19 protein-coding genes are annotated in these 16,574 nt (G+C 41.0%); 15 read left to right on the top strand and 4 right to left on the bottom strand.

Annotated features, from left to right (window positions below):
- Window positions 1-92: 92 nt before the first annotated feature.
- The 11 genes from hisC to map all read left to right on the top strand — a co-directional run bounded on the left by hisC (window position 93) and on the right by map (window position 8,734).
- Window positions 93-1,145, top strand: a complete 1,053-nt coding sequence (gene hisC / locus NYR60_RS05340) for a histidinol-phosphate transaminase (protein ID WP_279465946.1) — start codon at window positions 93-95, stop codon at window positions 1,143-1,145.
- A 123-nt stretch (window positions 1,146-1,268) separates the two neighbouring features.
- Window positions 1,269-1,724, top strand: a complete 456-nt coding sequence (gene tnpA, locus NYR60_RS05335; RefSeq protein ID WP_279465945.1) for an IS200/IS605 family transposase — start codon at window positions 1,269-1,271, stop codon at window positions 1,722-1,724.
- Between the two features lie 64 nt (window positions 1,725-1,788).
- On the top strand, window positions 1,789-2,871 hold the full coding sequence (gene hisB / locus NYR60_RS05330) for a bifunctional histidinol-phosphatase/imidazoleglycerol-phosphate dehydratase HisB (protein ID WP_279465944.1): 1,083 nt from the start codon (window positions 1,789-1,791) through the stop codon (window positions 2,869-2,871).
- Between the two features lie 127 nt (window positions 2,872-2,998).
- The gene (locus NYR60_RS05325; RefSeq protein WP_279465943.1) at window positions 2,999-3,712 is read left to right on the top strand and encodes a hypothetical protein; all 714 of its coding nucleotides are present in this window, start codon (window positions 2,999-3,001) and stop codon (window positions 3,710-3,712) included.
- 6 nt (window positions 3,713-3,718) lie between these two features.
- Window positions 3,719-4,312, top strand: coding sequence for an imidazole glycerol phosphate synthase subunit HisH (gene hisH, locus NYR60_RS05320; RefSeq protein WP_279465942.1), 594 nt, complete (start codon window positions 3,719-3,721; stop codon window positions 4,310-4,312).
- Between the two features lie 98 nt (window positions 4,313-4,410).
- Window positions 4,411-5,184, top strand: a complete 774-nt coding sequence (hisA, locus tag NYR60_RS05315; protein ID WP_279465941.1) for a 1-(5-phosphoribosyl)-5-[(5-phosphoribosylamino)methylideneamino]imidazole-4-carboxamide isomerase — start codon at window positions 4,411-4,413, stop codon at window positions 5,182-5,184.
- Complete coding sequence (gene hisF / locus NYR60_RS05310) at window positions 5,166-5,939, top strand: imidazole glycerol phosphate synthase subunit HisF (RefSeq protein ID WP_279465940.1); 774 nt, start codon at window positions 5,166-5,168, stop codon at window positions 5,937-5,939. Before hisA ends, hisF begins: the two co-directional genes overlap by 19 nt.
- A gap of 86 nt (window positions 5,940-6,025) precedes the next feature.
- The gene (locus NYR60_RS05305; RefSeq protein ID WP_278226838.1) at window positions 6,026-6,376 is read left to right on the top strand and encodes a hypothetical protein; all 351 of its coding nucleotides are present in this window, start codon (window positions 6,026-6,028) and stop codon (window positions 6,374-6,376) included.
- Between the two features lie 14 nt (window positions 6,377-6,390).
- The gene (gene hisIE / locus NYR60_RS05300) at window positions 6,391-7,035 is read left to right on the top strand and encodes a bifunctional phosphoribosyl-AMP cyclohydrolase/phosphoribosyl-ATP diphosphatase HisIE (protein WP_279465939.1); all 645 of its coding nucleotides are present in this window, start codon (window positions 6,391-6,393) and stop codon (window positions 7,033-7,035) included.
- Between the two features lie 120 nt (window positions 7,036-7,155).
- Window positions 7,156-7,821: a 7-cyano-7-deazaguanine/7-aminomethyl-7-deazaguanine transporter gene (locus tag NYR60_RS05295; protein ID WP_279440824.1), complete on the top strand. Its 666-nt coding sequence runs from the start codon at window positions 7,156-7,158 to the stop codon at window positions 7,819-7,821.
- Window positions 7,822-7,927: 106 nt separating this feature from the next.
- A complete protein-coding gene (gene map / locus NYR60_RS05290; protein ID WP_005602974.1) occupies window positions 7,928-8,734 on the top strand; it encodes a type I methionyl aminopeptidase in 807 nt (268 codons plus the stop codon).
- Between the two features lie 68 nt (window positions 8,735-8,802).
- Here map and rph read toward each other — a convergent pair whose 3' ends face one another.
- Window positions 8,803-9,519, bottom strand: a complete 717-nt coding sequence (gene rph / locus NYR60_RS05285; protein WP_279465937.1) for a ribonuclease PH — start codon at window positions 9,517-9,519, stop codon at window positions 8,803-8,805.
- Window positions 9,520-9,722: 203 nt separating this feature from the next.
- On the opposite strand from rph, the gene NYR60_RS05280 reads away from it, so the two are divergent.
- Window positions 9,723-10,586, top strand: coding sequence for a YicC/YloC family endoribonuclease (locus NYR60_RS05280; protein WP_279465936.1), 864 nt, complete (start codon window positions 9,723-9,725; stop codon window positions 10,584-10,586).
- A gap of 8 nt (window positions 10,587-10,594) precedes the next feature.
- The gene (locus tag NYR60_RS05275; RefSeq protein WP_279465935.1) at window positions 10,595-11,482 is read left to right on the top strand and encodes a folate-binding protein; all 888 of its coding nucleotides are present in this window, start codon (window positions 10,595-10,597) and stop codon (window positions 11,480-11,482) included.
- A 49-nt stretch (window positions 11,483-11,531) separates the two neighbouring features.
- Here NYR60_RS05275 and NYR60_RS05270 read toward each other — a convergent pair whose 3' ends face one another.
- Together NYR60_RS05270 and NYR60_RS05265 are read right to left on the bottom strand one after the other, a co-directional pair.
- Window positions 11,532-11,792, bottom strand: coding sequence for a YfhL family 4Fe-4S dicluster ferredoxin (locus tag NYR60_RS05270; protein WP_005614274.1), 261 nt, complete (start codon window positions 11,790-11,792; stop codon window positions 11,532-11,534).
- 131 nt (window positions 11,793-11,923) lie between these two features.
- Window positions 11,924-12,553 (bottom strand): response regulator, encoded by a 630-nt coding sequence (locus tag NYR60_RS05265; RefSeq protein ID WP_279445209.1) that lies wholly within the window; start codon window positions 12,551-12,553, stop codon window positions 11,924-11,926.
- Window positions 12,554-12,743: 190 nt separating this feature from the next.
- Here NYR60_RS05265 and rlmKL point away from each other — a divergent pair, with 190 nt between their 5' ends.
- Window positions 12,744-14,882 carry a bifunctional 23S rRNA (guanine(2069)-N(7))-methyltransferase RlmK/23S rRNA (guanine(2445)-N(2))-methyltransferase RlmL gene (gene rlmKL / locus NYR60_RS05260; RefSeq protein ID WP_279465934.1) on the top strand — a complete coding sequence of 713 codons (2,139 nt, stop codon included), beginning with the start codon at window positions 12,744-12,746 and terminating at the stop codon, window positions 14,880-14,882.
- A gap of 57 nt (window positions 14,883-14,939) precedes the next feature.
- Window positions 14,940-15,419 carry a tRNA (uridine(34)/cytosine(34)/5-carboxymethylaminomethyluridine(34)-2'-O)-methyltransferase TrmL gene (trmL, locus tag NYR60_RS05255; RefSeq protein ID WP_005600016.1) on the top strand — a complete coding sequence of 160 codons (480 nt, stop codon included), beginning with the start codon at window positions 14,940-14,942 and terminating at the stop codon, window positions 15,417-15,419.
- A gap of 139 nt (window positions 15,420-15,558) precedes the next feature.
- Here trmL and tal read toward each other — a convergent pair whose 3' ends face one another.
- Window positions 15,559-16,506: a transaldolase gene (gene tal, locus NYR60_RS05250; protein WP_279465933.1), complete on the bottom strand. Its 948-nt coding sequence runs from the start codon at window positions 16,504-16,506 to the stop codon at window positions 15,559-15,561.
- Window positions 16,507-16,574 lie beyond the last annotated feature (68 nt).

Here is a 16,574-nt window from a genome sequence, read left to right as displayed (position 1 = left end):
GTTGTCGCTCTACGACAAGTAAATCGGTTGCAGAGCAACCATACAATGCTTAACCCCATACGTCAGTATGGGGTAAAAAACAGGAACAAAATATGCAAATCTCACAACTCTCTCGAAAAAATGTACAAGCTCTAACCCCATACCAATCAGCACGCCGTTTGGGAGGCAATGGCGATGTATGGCTGAATGCGAATGAATACCCAACTTCGCCAAACTTCGATTTAATTAACCGTACTTTTAACCGCTATCCAGAAGCACAACCATCGGATGTGGTAAACAGCTACGCCAAATACGCAGGCGTTCGCCCTGAAAATGTGATCGTTACCCGTGGTGGTGATGAAAGCATTGAGCTGATTATTCGAGCATTCTGCGAGCCGACTGACAGCGTGCTTTACTGCCCACCGACTTACGGAATGTACAGCGTGTCGGCAGAAACGTGCGGTATCGCTCTAAAAACCGTGCCTTTAACCGCTGATTTTCAGCTTAATTTGCCTGAAATCGAACGCAACCTTGATAGCGTAAAAGTGGTGTTTGTCTGTAGCCCAAACAACCCGACAGGCACGCTCGTCAAGCGGTCGGATTTACTCAAACTTTTGCAAATCACCGCAGGACGAGCGATTGTGGTGGTGGACGAAGCCTACATCGAATTTTGCCCTGAAGCGACAATGGTTAATGAACTTGCTAATTACCCGAATTTAGCAATTATCCGTACACTTTCTAAAGCCTTTGCTCTAGCAGGGCTACGTTGCGGTTTTACCCTTGCCAATGAAGAATTGATCGGCGTGCTACAAAAAGTGATTGCACCTTATCCGTTACCCGTACCAGTTTCCGACATAGCCACCCAAGCCTTAACCGAACAGGGCTTAAATGAGATGAAGCAACGTGTAGCAAATGTGCTAGAAAACCGAGCGTGGCTAATTGAACAGCTTAAAACCATTCCGAATGTGGCGGAAATTTTCGACACCGAAGCCAACTACGTTCTCGTCAAATTCCAAGACGGACAAAAAGTGTTTAAAGCGCTGTGGGAAAAAGGCATTATTTTGCGTGATCAACACAAAGCTCTTGGACTTCAAGACTGTATTCGTATCTCGATTGGCACGAGAGAGGAGTTAGAGAGAGTAATCGATGAAATCCGAGTAGCCTGATGCGGAGCATCAGTACTATGCGTAACCTAGTACGTAGTGCTAGGATATGAGCAAAAAACACGCACTAACGTACGTGGTTATGCATAGTGATGTCGCTCTGCGACATTGTCAAAAGGAGGAAACATGAGCTACACTAGAAACCTATACCACATTATTTTTCGTACAAAATATGGCGTGCCGAGTATCGTAGAAGAAAATGAAGAATATCTTTATCGCTATATTTGGGGATTTGTACGGGAGCATAATTCTGTGCTTTATAGAGTGAACGGTATGCCAGATCATATTCATCTTTTGGTGGAGCTGCACCCTACGCTTTCCGTAGCGGAATTTGTGCAGAAATTGAAAACGACAACCCATAAATGGATTGATGAAAATAAACATTTATTTCCTGAATTTTATGCGTGGTCGAGAGGATATTGTTCTTTGACCTATTGCGAACGAGATAAAGCAAAAATCATCAATTACATTAAAAATCAGAAAGAACATCATAAAACGCAGAATTTTGTTGATGAAACCAAATTCTTATTGACCGAAGCTGGTATTGAAATCAACGAAAAATTTTTTGAAAAAGATCTATAGCGACACAGAGTATCGCCACTATGCTTAACCTAGCACGAGAGTGCTAGGAAACAGGAGAACCAATATGCAACCCACCCTATTCATCGACCGTGATGGCACTTTGATTGATGAGCCGAAAACTGATTTCCAAATCGACAGCTTGGAAAAACTCAAACTGGAACGTAATGTGATTCCTGCGTTACTGAAATTAAAAGATCACTACCGTTTTGTGATGGTTAGCAATCAAGACGGTTTAGGTACGGAGTCGTTTCCGCAAGAAAATTTCGACAAACCGCACAATGCGATGTTGGAGATTTTCCGCTCGCAAGGCATTGAATTTGATGCGATTTTGATTTGTCCGCACAAGCCAGAAGATAACTGCGATTGCCGTAAACCGAAGATCAAATTACTGAAAAAATATATCGACAAAAAATTGTTCGATCCTGACCGCAGTTTTGTGATTGGCGACCGTGCGACAGACGTGCAATTGGCGGAAAATATTGGTATTCAGGCGTTGCAATATCACCCAGAAAAATTGGATTGGGATCTGATTGTGGAAAAATTATTGCCAAAAACGACCGCTTGTGAACGCTCTCCACGCTATGCGGAAGTGGTTCGCACCACCAAAGAAACCAACATCAAAGTGCAGGTGTGGCTGGACGAAACGGGCGTAAACCAAATCAGCACAGGAGTAGGCTTTTTAGACCATATGCTCGACCAAATCGCTACGCACGGCGGTTTCCGAATGAATGTGCAATGCAAAGGCGATTTGTGGATTGACGAACACCACACCGTTGAAGACACCGCCCTTGCTCTCGGCACAGCATTAAAACAGGCGTTAGGCGACAAACGTGGTATTCAACGCTTCGGCTTTGTGCTACCTATGGACGAATGCAAAGCGGAATGCACGATGGATTTATCGGGTCGCCCATACTTCAAATTTAAAGCGAAATTCAAGCGTGAAAAAGTCGGCGATTTTAGCACCGAAATGACCGAACATTTCTTCCAATCGCTCGCCTACACCCTAATGGCAACGCTGCACCTTAAAACCCAAGGCGACAATGACCACCACAAAATCGAAAGCCTGTTCAAAGTGTTCGGTAGAACGTTAAGACAGTGCATTAAAGTGGAAGGGAATGAATTGCCGAGTAGTAAGGGAGTGTTGTGATTTAGCGTGAGAATGCCCTACACTAGCGTGTAGGGTTACGCATAGTGCGGTTGCTCCGCAACCAATCTAGTTTGTCGCAGAGCGACAATACTATGCGTAACCTAGCACGAGAGTGCTAGGTAAAGGTATGATGGTTTTTGTGAAGCTTTTAGGGAATTTAATCGTTTGTAGATCTAATGTTTTTGCGAGTTTATTTATGAGAGATGGATATTTAGAATTTTTTAAAAAATTTAATATTTCAGAAGATGATTTTTTAAATTTTGCTCACTCATCTATTATTTTAATTCCGAAAGACAAGGCTAAAATAGAATGGGAAAAGTTAAAAGACAAAATAAGTAAAAAGAATGAGTTAGTATATGTGAGATCTTATGCTCGAAATGGCTCAAAAAATCATTTATATCAAAATTTTTATAAAACTATCTTTAATTGTAATCTAGAAATAGATCCAAGCAATAATACTTATCCTACGAGATTATTAGAAAATTTAACAGGATATACTAAAAAGGGAAGCAATGCTAATTTAAGAAATTATCAAGTATCTCACATTTTTGGGAGTACTAAAAATCCATATTTATTTTGTTCCCCTTGGAATATAGCCTTTATTCCAAAAATTTTAGATCCATTTACTGGGCATGAGAGTAAAGGAGAATTAACACATAAAATTACAAGGTTATATAAGGAAATGATGTGGGATAATTATGAAAATCTGATTAATGATTACAATAAGTTAATGTCAGAATTAAAAGAAAAAATTGATCAATTTATTGAACAGGATAATAAAGAAAATAAAAAATTTCACGATTCGATCCGTAGTGAATTTTCTAAAATTGAGCGAGAATAAATAATTATGCCAAACATCACCATCATCAACACAGGCTGTGCAAACCTGTCATCTGTAAAATTTGCATTCGACCGTCTGGGGATTCAGGCGGAGATTAGTCGGGATTTAGATAAAATCAAATCGGCGGATAAGTTACTGTTGCCCGGTGTGGGGACGGCTGCGGCTGCGATGAAGATTTTGCAAGATCGTGATTTGATTGACGCGATCCGCAACGCTACGCAACCAATGCTCGGTATTTGTTTGGGGATGCAGTTAATGACTGAATTTTCTGCTGAAGGCGATGTAGGAACGCTTAACCTAATGACTGGTAAAACTGAGCTAATTCCAAACACTGGTTTGCCGTTGCCACATATGGGCTGGAACAAGGTTCAGTATCAAGCCAACCACCCATTATTTCATGGTATTGAGCAAAACAGTCATTTCTATTTTGTACATAGCTATGCGGTGTTGCCGAATGAAAATACTATCGCCACCGCTGATTATGGCGTGCCTTTCTCGGCTGCGATTGCGAGCAAAAACTTCTATGGCGTGCAGTTCCACCCCGAGCGTTCGGGCAAAAATGGGGCACAGCTGTTGAAGAATTTTGTGGAGAATATTTAATCCCCATACGAGCCGTATGGGGCTACATAATCCGAGCCACGCTGTGGCTCTTTGATACAGCCGCAGAGCGGCTGAGTTTATTCAGCCTAGCACGGCTCGTGCTAGGTACAGGAACACAATATGCAAAAAAATCAATCATCATCCCCGCCCTCGATTTAATCGACGGCAATGTCGTTCGCCTACATCAAGGGGACTATGCGAGACAAACCACCTATTCCGATAATCCGCTTGAGCAATTTGCAAACTATCTCGCACAAGGGGCGGAGCAGTTGCATTTGGTGGATCTGATGGGGGCGAAAGATCCTACGAAAAGACAGACCGCACTTATCGGCAAGATTATTGCGGAGATAAATTGCCAAATCCAAGTGGGGGGCGGTATTCGCACCGAACAGGACGTGGCGGATTTATTGGCAGTGGGGGCAAATCGTGTGGTGATTGGCTCAACCGCCGTGAAAGAGCGAGCAATGGTTAAAGACTGGTTTGAAAAATACGGAGCGGAAAAATTCGTACTGGCGTTGGACGTAAATATTGATGCAAGCGGTCAAAAAATCATTGCGATTAGCGGTTGGCAAGAAGCGAGTGGCGTGTCGCTCGAAGAGCTGATTGAAGATTATCAAGCAGTCGGATTGCAGCACGTTTTATGTACCGATATTTCCCGAGACGGCACGTTAGCAGGCTCAAACGTGGATCTTTACCGTGAAATATGTGCCAAATACCCTGAGATCCAATTCCAATCATCAGGCGGAATCGGCTCGCTTGACGACATCAAGGCGTTAAAAAGCACAGGCGTAGCGGGCGTGATCGTAGGGCGTGCGTTGTTAGAAGGCAAATTTAATGTCGCGGAGGCAATTGAATGTTGGCAAAACGGATAATCCCTTGTTTGGACGTGCGTGACGGGCAGGTGGTAAAGGGCGTGCAGTTCCGCAATCACGAAATTATCGGCGATATTGTACCGCTTGCGAAACGTTATGCAGAAGAAGGGGCGGATGAGTTGGTGTTTTACGACATTACCGCCTCATCGGACGGTCGCACGGTGGATAAAAGCTGGGTGGAGCGTGTGGCACAGGTTATCGACATTCCGTTTTGTGTGGCGGGCGGGATTAAGACGATTGAAGACGCAGAAAAATTGTTCGCTTTTGGGGCGGATAAAATTTCGATCAATTCGCCCGCACTTGCCGATCCGAATTTGATTACCGCATTGGCAGATCGCTTTGGCGTGCAAGCTGTGGTGGTAGGCATTGATAGTTGGTTTGAGACGGATACAGGCAAATACTGGGTGAACCAGTACACCGGCGATGAAAAACGCACTCGCCAAACCAACTGGCAACTGCTCGACTGGGTGCAAGAAGTGCAAAAACGTGGGGCGGGTGAAATCGTGCTAAATATGATGAACCAAGACGGTGTTCGCAACGGCTACGATTTAACCCAACTCAAATTAGTACGTGAAGTGTGCAATGTGCCGTTAATCGCCTCTGGCGGAGCTGGCGAAATGGTGCATTTCCGTGATGCGTTTATTGAAGCAAATGTAGATGGCGCATTGGCGGCAAGTGTGTTCCACAAGCGGATTATTGAGATTGGGGAGTTGAAGGCGTATTTGGCTAACGAGAAAGTTGAAGTTCGTCTATAGCTACTTGAAAAAATAATATTAGCCCCAATCTGAATTGAGTCAATTAATTTTTGTATAAGCATTAAATAATTTATACGGAGGTTTATATGAACGAAAAAGATCGATTCCATTTTAACATACTAAAACGTATGGCTTTAGGGGATAATAATGCATTTGATAAGATTGCATTAATATTTGATTTTGATGGGCAACAAATTGATACTTTATGTGATGTCTTTGAAGAATTTGAACAGCGTGACTTTACTTATGGTGAATTAGAGAAACGATTAAGCGAAACATTGCGTTTAAATTATCAAGATCTAAAAACGATAATCCATTGTTTATATGATGATCATAGATATGTGGATGTTATTGGAACTTATTTGAGAAGTAATAAAAAGATTGTGGGTAACCTTTCTTTAGAATATATTTCTATCGCTAGAGAATTAGGTATTTAGTTACAGGAAAATAAATGCAAATACATAAAATTAATTGGCAAAAAGTCGATAGCCTCCTCCCAGTCATTATCCAACACTTCCAAACCAGTGAAGTGCTGATGTTGGGCTATATGAACCAAGAGGCGTTAGCTAAAACCTTAGCAGAGAAAGTGGTAACCTTCTATTCTCGCACCAAACAACGCTTATGGACGAAAGGTGAAACGTCGGGGCATTTTTTAAATGTGGTGGATATGAGTTTGGATTGTGATAACGATACGTTATTGATTTTAGTGGATCCAATCGGGCCGACTTGCCATACGGGTGAGGGGAGTTGTTTCCACCAATTTGAAAGCCAATCCGAAGGCGATTGGACGTGGTTTGCTAAATTGGAACAGGTGCTTGCCGAGCGCAAATATGCCGATCCGGAAAGTTCTTATACCGCCAAACTCTATACTAAAGGCGTGAAGAAAATCGCTCAAAAAGTGGGAGAAGAGGGCGTTGAAACCGCATTGGCGGCGGTGTCGCAAGATAAAGAAGAAGTGGTGAGTGAAGCGGCGGATTTAGCCTATCACTTAACCGTATTATTACATTCGATGAATCTTGAATGGGGCGATGTGATTGCCAAATTAAAAGAACGTCATCAGGGCATTGGGCTTCATCCAGAAGGTTCAAATAAATAATACAAGCGGTTGGGTTTTGTAAAAAATTTGCAAAATTTGACCGCTTGCGTATAATGCGCCCCTCAAAATTGGTTGCCGAGTTCCCTTACCTCGGCTTTTTTATTTTTAAAAAGGAACAATATGAACTTTCAAATTGATTTTTCAGACGCACAAAAGCGTCGTTCTCTAGTTTTACTTTCCCTTTTCCATATCTTTATTATCGCTATCAGTAACTATTTGGTGCAGATTACTTTTGAGGTAAAGATTCCGTTTACCGATACTGTGATTCCGACCACTTGGGGGACTTTTACTTTCCCGTTTGTGTTTTTGGCGACAGATTTAACCGTACGTGTATTTGGAGCAAGCCTTGCCCGTAAAATTATTTTCGTCGGAATGTTGCCTGCATTGCTGATTAGTTATGTGATTTCGGTGCTGTTTTTTGAGACGCAATTCCAAGGCTTTAATGCATTAAACGAATTTAATCTGTTTGTGTTTCGTATCGCTTTAGCCAGTTTCTGTGCTTATGTGGTGGGGCAGTTATTGGATATTGTGGTGTTTAATCGCTTACGTCAGGGCAAAACTTGGTGGTTGGCACCGATGTGTTCGACTATTTTCGGCACCTTGATTGACACCTTTGCTTTCTTTGCGGTGGCGTTTTATAAAAGCGATGATGCTTATATGGCGGAACATTGGTTCACTATTGGTACGGTGGACTATGCGTTTAAACTGTTTGTCAGCTTGTTGCTGTTTTTACCGTTGTACGGTGTATTACTCAATTATTTAGTCAAAAAATTTAAACTGAAATAGTCGTTTGGGGATTATGCTGAAAAAAGGTATAATCCCCTTACTTTTTTCTGCATATTTGCAAGAAAATTGAGAAATTTAACTGCTTGAATTAAGAAGAGAGAACAGTATGAGCAAGATTCCATTAAGAACCGAAGAAGAGATTGAGAAATTACGTGTCGCTTGTAAATTAGCCTCTGACGTATTGGTAATGATTGAGCCGTATGTGAAAGAAGGCGTAAGTACCGCAGAATTAGACCGCATTTGTCATGAATATATCGTAAACGAACAGCAGGCGATTCCGGCGTGTTTAAACTATCATGGCTTCCCGAATGCGACTTGTATTTCATTGAACGAAGTGGTGTGCCACGGTATTCCGAGTGCGGATCGTAAATTGAAAAAAGGCGATATTCTAAATATTGACGTAACGGTGATTAAAGACGGTTACTACGGCGACAACTCAAAAATGTATGTGGTTGGCGAGCCGAGCATTCGAGATAAACGTTTAATTGACGTAACGTTAGAATCGCTTTATATCGGTTTACGTACGGTAAAACCAGGCATTCGTTTAAAAGAAATCGGTAAAACCATTCAGCAATATGTTGAGAAGCAAGGTTTCTCGGTGGTGCGTGAATACTGCGGTCACGGTATCGGTACCGAATTCCATTGCGATCCGCAAGTGCTTCACTATAACTCGGATGACGGTGGAGTGGTGTTACAAGAAGGTATGGTGTTTACCATTGAGCCGATGGTGAATGCGGGTAAAAAAGAAATCCGCAATATGCCGGACGGTTGGACGGTAAAAACTAAAGACCGTAGCCATTCGGCACAGTTTGAACACCAAATTGTGGTAACTAAAGAAGGCTGTGAAGTAATGACGATTCGTGATGAAGAAATTGCCGAAGGTCGTATTTCTCGCATGATGAAAAATGTATAGTGAATAGATAACTCACACGAAATAGCAATATGGCAACAAGTTTGAGCTTGTTGCCATATTTTTTAGAATTAGATATTTAGTGCTTTACGTTGTGCATCAAGTAATTGATTAATTCCTTCGTGAGCGAGATCCAGTAATTGTAACAATTCCATATGTGAGAACGGTTCGCCTTCCGCAGTACCTTGTACTTCGACTAATCTGCCGTCTTCGACCATCACCACATTCATATCCGTTTCGGCATTTGAATCTTCGACATATTCCAAATCACATACCGCATTACCGTCTACGATACCGACAGAAATTGCCGCTACTAAACCTTTCATCGGATTTTCTTTCAGTACGCCGTCAGCGACTAATTTGCTCATCGCATCGTGTAACGCTACACACGCACCGGTAATTGCCGCGGTACGAGTACCGCCGTCTGCTTGAATCACATCACAATCAACCGTAACTGTACGTTCACCAAGCGCTTTTAAATCGACTACTGCACGTAATGAGCGTGCGATAAGGCGTTGAATTTCCATGGTTCTGCCGCCTTGTTTACCTTTTGCAGCTTCTCGTTGCATACGGCTGTGAGTAGAACGTGGTAACATACCATATTCAGCGGTTACCCAACCTTGTTGTTGACCTTTTAAAAAGCGAGGAACCGTTTCTTCCACGGTTGCATTACATAAAACTTTGGTTTCGCCGAATTCCACTAAAACGGAACCTTCCGCATAACGAGTATAGTGACGAGTAATCTTTACCGGACGAACTTGATTCAGTTCACGATCATTTGGACGCATAATTTCTTCCTTTTATTAAAAATTTTCGCCATTTTAACAAATAAAACAGTACAATGTGATTTTTATTGCCTCGGAAAATACGGAAATACACGGAAAGGTTTTTTTGAATGAGTGCAAGCGGTTAAATTTTCCGAAAATTTTGCAAAAATCTTTCCGTGTTTTTCAGTGATATTCCGAGGTTAATTAACAAGAAGGAACACAAAATGATTTATAGTATGACCGCTTTCGCCCATTTAGAAATTAAAAAAGAGTGGGGCAATGCCGTGTGGGAAATCCGCTCGGTGAATCAACGTTTTTTAGAGACCTATTTTCGTTTACCTGAGCAATTTCGTAATTTAGAAATGACCTTGCGCGAGCGTTTACGTGCATCACTAACACGCGGAAAAGTGGAATGTAGTTTACGTATCGAATTAAGTAATAACCAAAACAGTGAATTAGCATTAAATAAAGAGTATGCGGAAAAGGTAATCAGCTCACTACAAATTTTGCGTGGCATTGCCGGTGAGGGCGAGATCAACTTAGTGGATATTTTACGTTATCCGGGCGTGGTCGATACGCAAACACAAGATTTGGATCAAATCGGGCAAGATCTGTTAGCCGGTTTTGAACAAATTTTAGCGGACTTTATTGCGATGCGTGGTCGTGAAGGGGCGAATTTACAGGCATTAATCCAACAGCGTTTAGATACGATTGCCGAGATCGCAACTCAAGTGCAAGCACAGATGCCGGAAATTCTGCAATGGCAGAAAGATAAATTACAGCAACGTTTTGACGAGCTGAATTTACAATTAGATCCGCAACGTTTAGAGCAAGAAATGGTATTAACCGCACAGCGTGTAGATGTGGCGGAAGAATTAGACCGCTTACAGTTACATGTGAAAGAAACGACTAACGTCTTGAAAAAAGGCGGTGCGGTAGGTCGTAAATTGGACTTTATGATGCAAGAGCTAAATCGTGAATCTAATACGTTGGCATCAAAATCTATTAATGCGGACGTAACCAATTCAGCAGTTGAATTAAAAGTGTTAATCGAACAAATGCGTGAGCAAATTCAGAATTTAGAGTAGGTGTTTTTATGACGTGTGAATGCAGCAAAATCAGTAATAGCCACCCAGATCTCTGCGTGCAACTTTCTCAGTATCGTTTAATTGAAATTGCAGGTGTGGATGCTGAGAAATATCTTCAAGGACAATTAACCTGTGATGTAGCGAAATTGGCAGAGGGAGAACATACCTTAACTTGCCATTGTGATCCGAAGGGCAAAATGAGTGCGTTAATCCGTTTATATCGTCAAGCGGCAGATAAATTTATCGCCATGATTCATGTGGATTTATTGCCGGAAGCACTTAACCAACTAAAAAAATATGCGGTGTTTTCTAAAGTCACTTTCACCGAATTAGATACGCCTATTTATGGCGTAACAAGCGGTGAGATTTTGGCAAAACTTCGCGAAAATACGACCGCTTTGGTGATTCCGCACGGGCAAAAACGTGCGATTGTTTGGGGCGAAACGCTAGAAACCAATGCTGATAGCCAATTATGGGATTTAATCGACATTCAAGACGGGATTCCGATGTTGCTAAAAGCGAATCAATTTGAGTTGATTCCGCAGGCTACCAATTTACAAGCGGTCGAAAATGCGATTTCTTTTACCAAAGGTTGCTATATCGGACAAGAAACCGTAGCGCGTGCAAAATATCGTGGTGCGAATAAGCGAGCAATGTTTACTTTAGTCGGCAAATTTGAAGGTGAGGTGAGCTTACCGGAGATTGGTGGTTCGGTTGAAATGCAGCTCGGTGAAAATTGGCGTGCAACCGGCACAATCCTAAATAGCGTGGCATACCAAAATAAACTTTGGCTGCAAGTGGTAATGAATAATGATGTGGAAACGGATACCGCATTTAGAATTAACGGCATTCCATTAGCCATTTGCGATTTGCCTTATAACTTTAAAGACGCATAATAAAAAACGGAGAATGAAGGTTCATTCTCCGTTTTTTTATATTTTATTTTTATATCTTGTCCGGGTGATGAATCATCACAAATCTTTCCCATAACTCTTCTTGCGTTTCTTGATGTTCCGGATCCGGAATAATACAGTTAGTAATCGGGCAAACTTTTTGACAGGTCGGCTTTTCATAATGTCCGACACATTCGGTACATAACACCGGATCAATCACGTACACATCATCGCCGATTGAAATTGCTTCATTCGGACATTCAGGTAAGCACATATCACAGTTGGTACATTTGTGGGTAATCAGTAAAGCCATAAATTCAACGTATTCTAAAAAGTGAGCGATTATACCTTTATAGTAGAAAATAGGAATGGGTTTTACATAGACTTGCAAAAATAAGCGATTAAATTTGTCACTTTTTGTATAAATTTAACCGCTTTTAGAGGCTAACCTTTTTGTTGTTCAAGATAAAGTACGGTTGCCGCAACACGAGAATGAACGTTTAATTTACGTAATAAATTACGAATATGTACTTTGACCGTTTCTTCCGAAATAAATAGTTGGCTAGCGATCTGTTTATTTGACATACCAGTTGCGATCCATTGCAACACATCACGTTCACGATCTGTTAAAACACTTAATGGATCATTTTCCGGACGGCGTTCTAATAGATGTTGTTTAACACTTTCGCTTAATACCGTTTCACCTCGTGCCGCTTTACGGATATTCTCAACAAGTTCAGCAGTATCGCTATCTTTTAATAAATAACCGTCCACACCGGCATCCATTAAAGCAAAAATATCAGACTGTTCGTCCGAAACCGTTAAAACGATAATTCTGCTGTCAATACCGTGTTTTCTTAAGGCTCGTAAGGTATCAAGGCCGGAAATTCCCTTCATATTCAAATCTAAAATGATTAAATCGGGATTAGTATCCAATGCAATATTCATTCCATCAGTACCGTTACTGGCTTCACCAATGACAACAAAATTATCTTCTAATTCAAGAATTTGTCGCATACCTTGACGCATTAAAGGGTGATCATCAATTAATAGAATTTTATAAGGTTCGTTCATTTTTACCTCCAATGAAATGGTAGGAATTTTGCTTGTTATATTTAACTAATGCAAGTTACCCATTTTGGGTAATTCAGCTAATTTTTGATCTGTACCAAGTTATTGTCCAGTTGAATTTGTAAAACTTTTCAACTATTAGACCGCTTGTTCCGCTATAATAAGGCTAATTTTAGCTAAAAGAATGATAACAATGACAACTCAAATAACTTATTTTGCTACCGCTGCTCGTGGTTTTGAAGAAATGTTAAAAACAGAATTAGAGCAGATCTGCCAAGCCGAGTGTAAAGTTGCACAAGGCGGAGTGCATTTTACGACAACCCAACGAGGAGCATATCAGGCATTACTACACAGCCGTTTGGCTTCTCGCATCTTGTTACCTCTAGTAACCACCAAAATTTTTAGTGATCTGGATCTATACGCAACGATCGTCGGTATCAACTGGGCAGACATTTTTGATCCTCGTGATACTTTCTTTGTTGATTTCAACGGAACTAACCGAGAGATCCGTAATACCCAATTCGGCGCAATGCGAGTAAAAGATGGTGTAGTCGATTATTTTGAACGTAAAGGCTTTACTCGTCCGACAGTAGATAAAGATCATGCAGATATTCGTATTCACGTTTATCTTGACCGAGAAAATATGGTGGTATCGCTTGATTTAAGCGGTGATGCGTTACATATGCGAGGTTACCGTGAAGACACAGGTAAAGCACCGCTACGTGAAACATTGGCGGCGGCGATTATTCTTCGTTCCGGCTGGCAAAAAGGCACTCCGTTGGTTGATCCAATGTGCGGTTCCGGTACGTTGTTGATTGAAGCGGCACAGATGCAAGCAGGAATTGCACCGCAATTACATCGTAAACATTGGGGCTTTAATGCGTGGAAAGGACATCAACAAGCAGTATGGAAAGAGGTGTTGGAACAAGCCTATTTACAACAAAATGAAGAAATTCAACCGCTTTTCTTCGGCTTTGACCTTGATCATCGTGTATTGGCTAAAGCAAAACAGAATGCAAAAAATGCCGGTGTAGCACATTTAATTCAATGGCAACAAGGTGATGTAGCGGCGTTAAAAAATCCTTGCTCTGAACAAGTCGGTACGGTGATTTGTAACCCGCCGTACGGTGAGCGTTTAGGTACGACACCAGCGTTGATTGCACTTTATTCGGTATTTGGACAACGTTTAAAACAACAATTTGGTGGTTGGAACGCTTCTATTTTTAGTGGCGAGCCGGAATTATTGAACTGCTTACGTTTACGTTCGCACCGTCAATTCAAAGCGAAAAATGGTCCGTTAGACTGTTTACAAAAGAATTATCAAATTAGTGAGCACACAGCGACAGAACAGCAAGCTGATGAACTTAAATTTGAACAGAATGCACAAGTTGCACCTGATTTCGCGAATCGTTTAACGAAAAATATTAAGAAAATTGAGAAATGGGCGAAGCAGCAAGGTATTAATGCGTACCGTTTATATGATGCGGATTTACCGGAATATAATTTAGCGGTTGATCGTTATGATGATCATATTGTGGTACAAGAGTATGCCGCACCGAAAAACATCGACGAACAAAAAGCTCGCCAACGCTTACTGGATGCCGTGTCTGCAACCTTGTATGTAACAGGCGTGGAAACCAATAAATTGGTTTTAAAAGTTCGCCAAAAGCAAAAAGGCACAAACCAATATGAGAAATTAGCTAATAAAGGTGATTATTTCTACGTAACCGAATACGGTGCAAAATTATGGGTGAATTTAACCGATTATCTTGATACCGGCTTATTTTTAGACCACCGTCTAACACGTAAAATGGTAGGGCAGATGGCAAAAGGAAAAACTTTCCTAAACCTCTTTGCTTACACCGGTTCGGCTACTATTCATGCCGCATTAAACGGTGCGAAGTCCACAACTACGGTAGATATGTCAAATACTTACCTGAATTGGGCGGAACAAAATTTAGAGCTAAATAATTTACCGCTACGTAATAACCGCTTATTCCAAGCCGATTGCTTACAGTGGTTGGCGGAATGTCGAGAACGCTTTGAGCTGATTTTCGTTGATCCGCCAACCTTCTCAAATTCAAAACGCATGGAAGATAGTTGGGACGTACAACGTGATCATATTAAACTAATGACGCAGCTTAAACGCATTTTGACGGCGGATGGAATAATCGTATTCTCGAATAATAAACGTGGTTTTAAAATGGATTTCGAAGGTTTAGCCGAATTAGGTTTACAAGCGGAAAATATTTCACATAAAACATTACCGCTTGATTTTGAGCGTAATCCACAAATCCATAACTGCTGGATCATTCGTCATATTGAAAATTAACAATGCTGGAATACACAAGTGAGATTTGTGTATTCCATATTTTGATGGTAAATAAAAATGTTAGATATTGTTTTATATGAACCGGAAATCCCACAAAACAGCGGTAATATTATCCGTTTGTGTGCAAACTGTGGCTTTAGATTACATATGATTGAACCACTAGGTTTTGCGTGGGATGATAAAAAGCTCCGCCGTTCCGGACTGGATTATCACGAGTTTGTCGATATTCAAAAATATAAGAATTTTGAAGATTTCCTAGAACGTGCCAAGCCAAAACGTCTATTTGCGCTGACAACTAAAGGTGAACCGAATCATAGTGAAGTGAGTTATGAATTAGGCGATTTCCTTATGTTTGGGCCGGAAAGCCGTGGTATCCCGATGGCGATTTTGGATAGCTTACCGATGTCGCAAAAAATCCGAGTACCAATGTGCAAAGACAGTCGCAGTATGAATTTATCTAATACGGTAGCTGTTGTTGTATATGAAGCATGGCGTCAATTCGGTTATCAAGGTTCTGTACCGAGACAGCCAATTTAGCTTAGCACTATCAAATGACAGGCGGTTAATTTTCTAAAATAATTTGCAAATTATTCCGAGAAATTGACCGCTTGCTTATCTAAATCACATAAAAAATCCCAAGCATTCGCTTGGGATTTTTGTTTCAATCATTCAGTAATTAAAGTTTAGCAGCAAGCATTGCTTCTAATTTCTCAATATCTACTGCAAATTTACGGATACCTTCCGCTAATTTTTCAACAGCCATTGGGTCTTGGTTATGTTGCCAGTAGAATTCCGCTTCTGTTAATGGTGCCGGACGAGTTTTCACTTCACCTTTATATTCTAATTTACGAACAAGCGGGGCATTGCTTTCAGCAAGTTCTTTTAATAACGGTGGAGCAATAGTTAAACGGTCACAGCCTGCGATTTCGGTAATTTCACCTACGTTACGGAAACTTGCGCCCATAACCACAGTTTGATAACCGTATTGTTTGTAGTAGTTATAGATATTCGTAACAGAAATTACACCTGGATCTTCTGCCGGTGCATATTCTTTTTTCTCTGTTGCTTTATACCAGTCTAAGATACGACCAACAAACGGGGAGATTAAGTAAACACCAGCTTCTGCACACGCACGAGCTTGTGTTTGAGAGAATAATAAGGTTAAGTTACAGTTGATACCTTCTTTCTCTAACACTTCCGCCGCACGGATACCTTGCCAGGTTGAAGCGATTTTAATAAGAATACGATCATTGCTAATACCTGCTTCGTTATAAAGCTTCATAATTTGACGAGCTTTCTCAATTGTTGCTTCCGTATCGTAAGAAAGGCGAGCATCTACTTCTGTAGAAATACGTCCTGGTACGATTTTAAGAATTTCTAAACCAATATTAACTGCTAACTTATCTTCTGCATCAATAAGTTGTTGGGCTTTATCATCACTTTTTGCTTTAGCATAAGCTACTGCGTCATCAATTAATGATGCGTATTGCGGTAATGCAGACGCACTTAAAATTAAAGATGGGTTAGTGGTTGCATCTTGCGGTTGATATTGTTTGATTGCTTCAATGTCACCGGTATCTGCAACAACAACAGTCATTTCACGTAAAGCATCTAATTGGCTCATAAAAGGTTCCTCTTTATATATAATAGATGAATAAGGATAATGGCATATATAATACCAGTAACTTTTCT

It is taken from the genome of Actinobacillus genomosp. 2 (genome assembly GCF_029773605.1).
Classification (GTDB): domain Bacteria; phylum Pseudomonadota; class Gammaproteobacteria; order Enterobacterales; family Pasteurellaceae; genus Actinobacillus.
The sequence above is the reverse complement of the archived record's forward strand: the minus strand, read 5'-3'. Positions and strand labels throughout refer to the sequence as shown.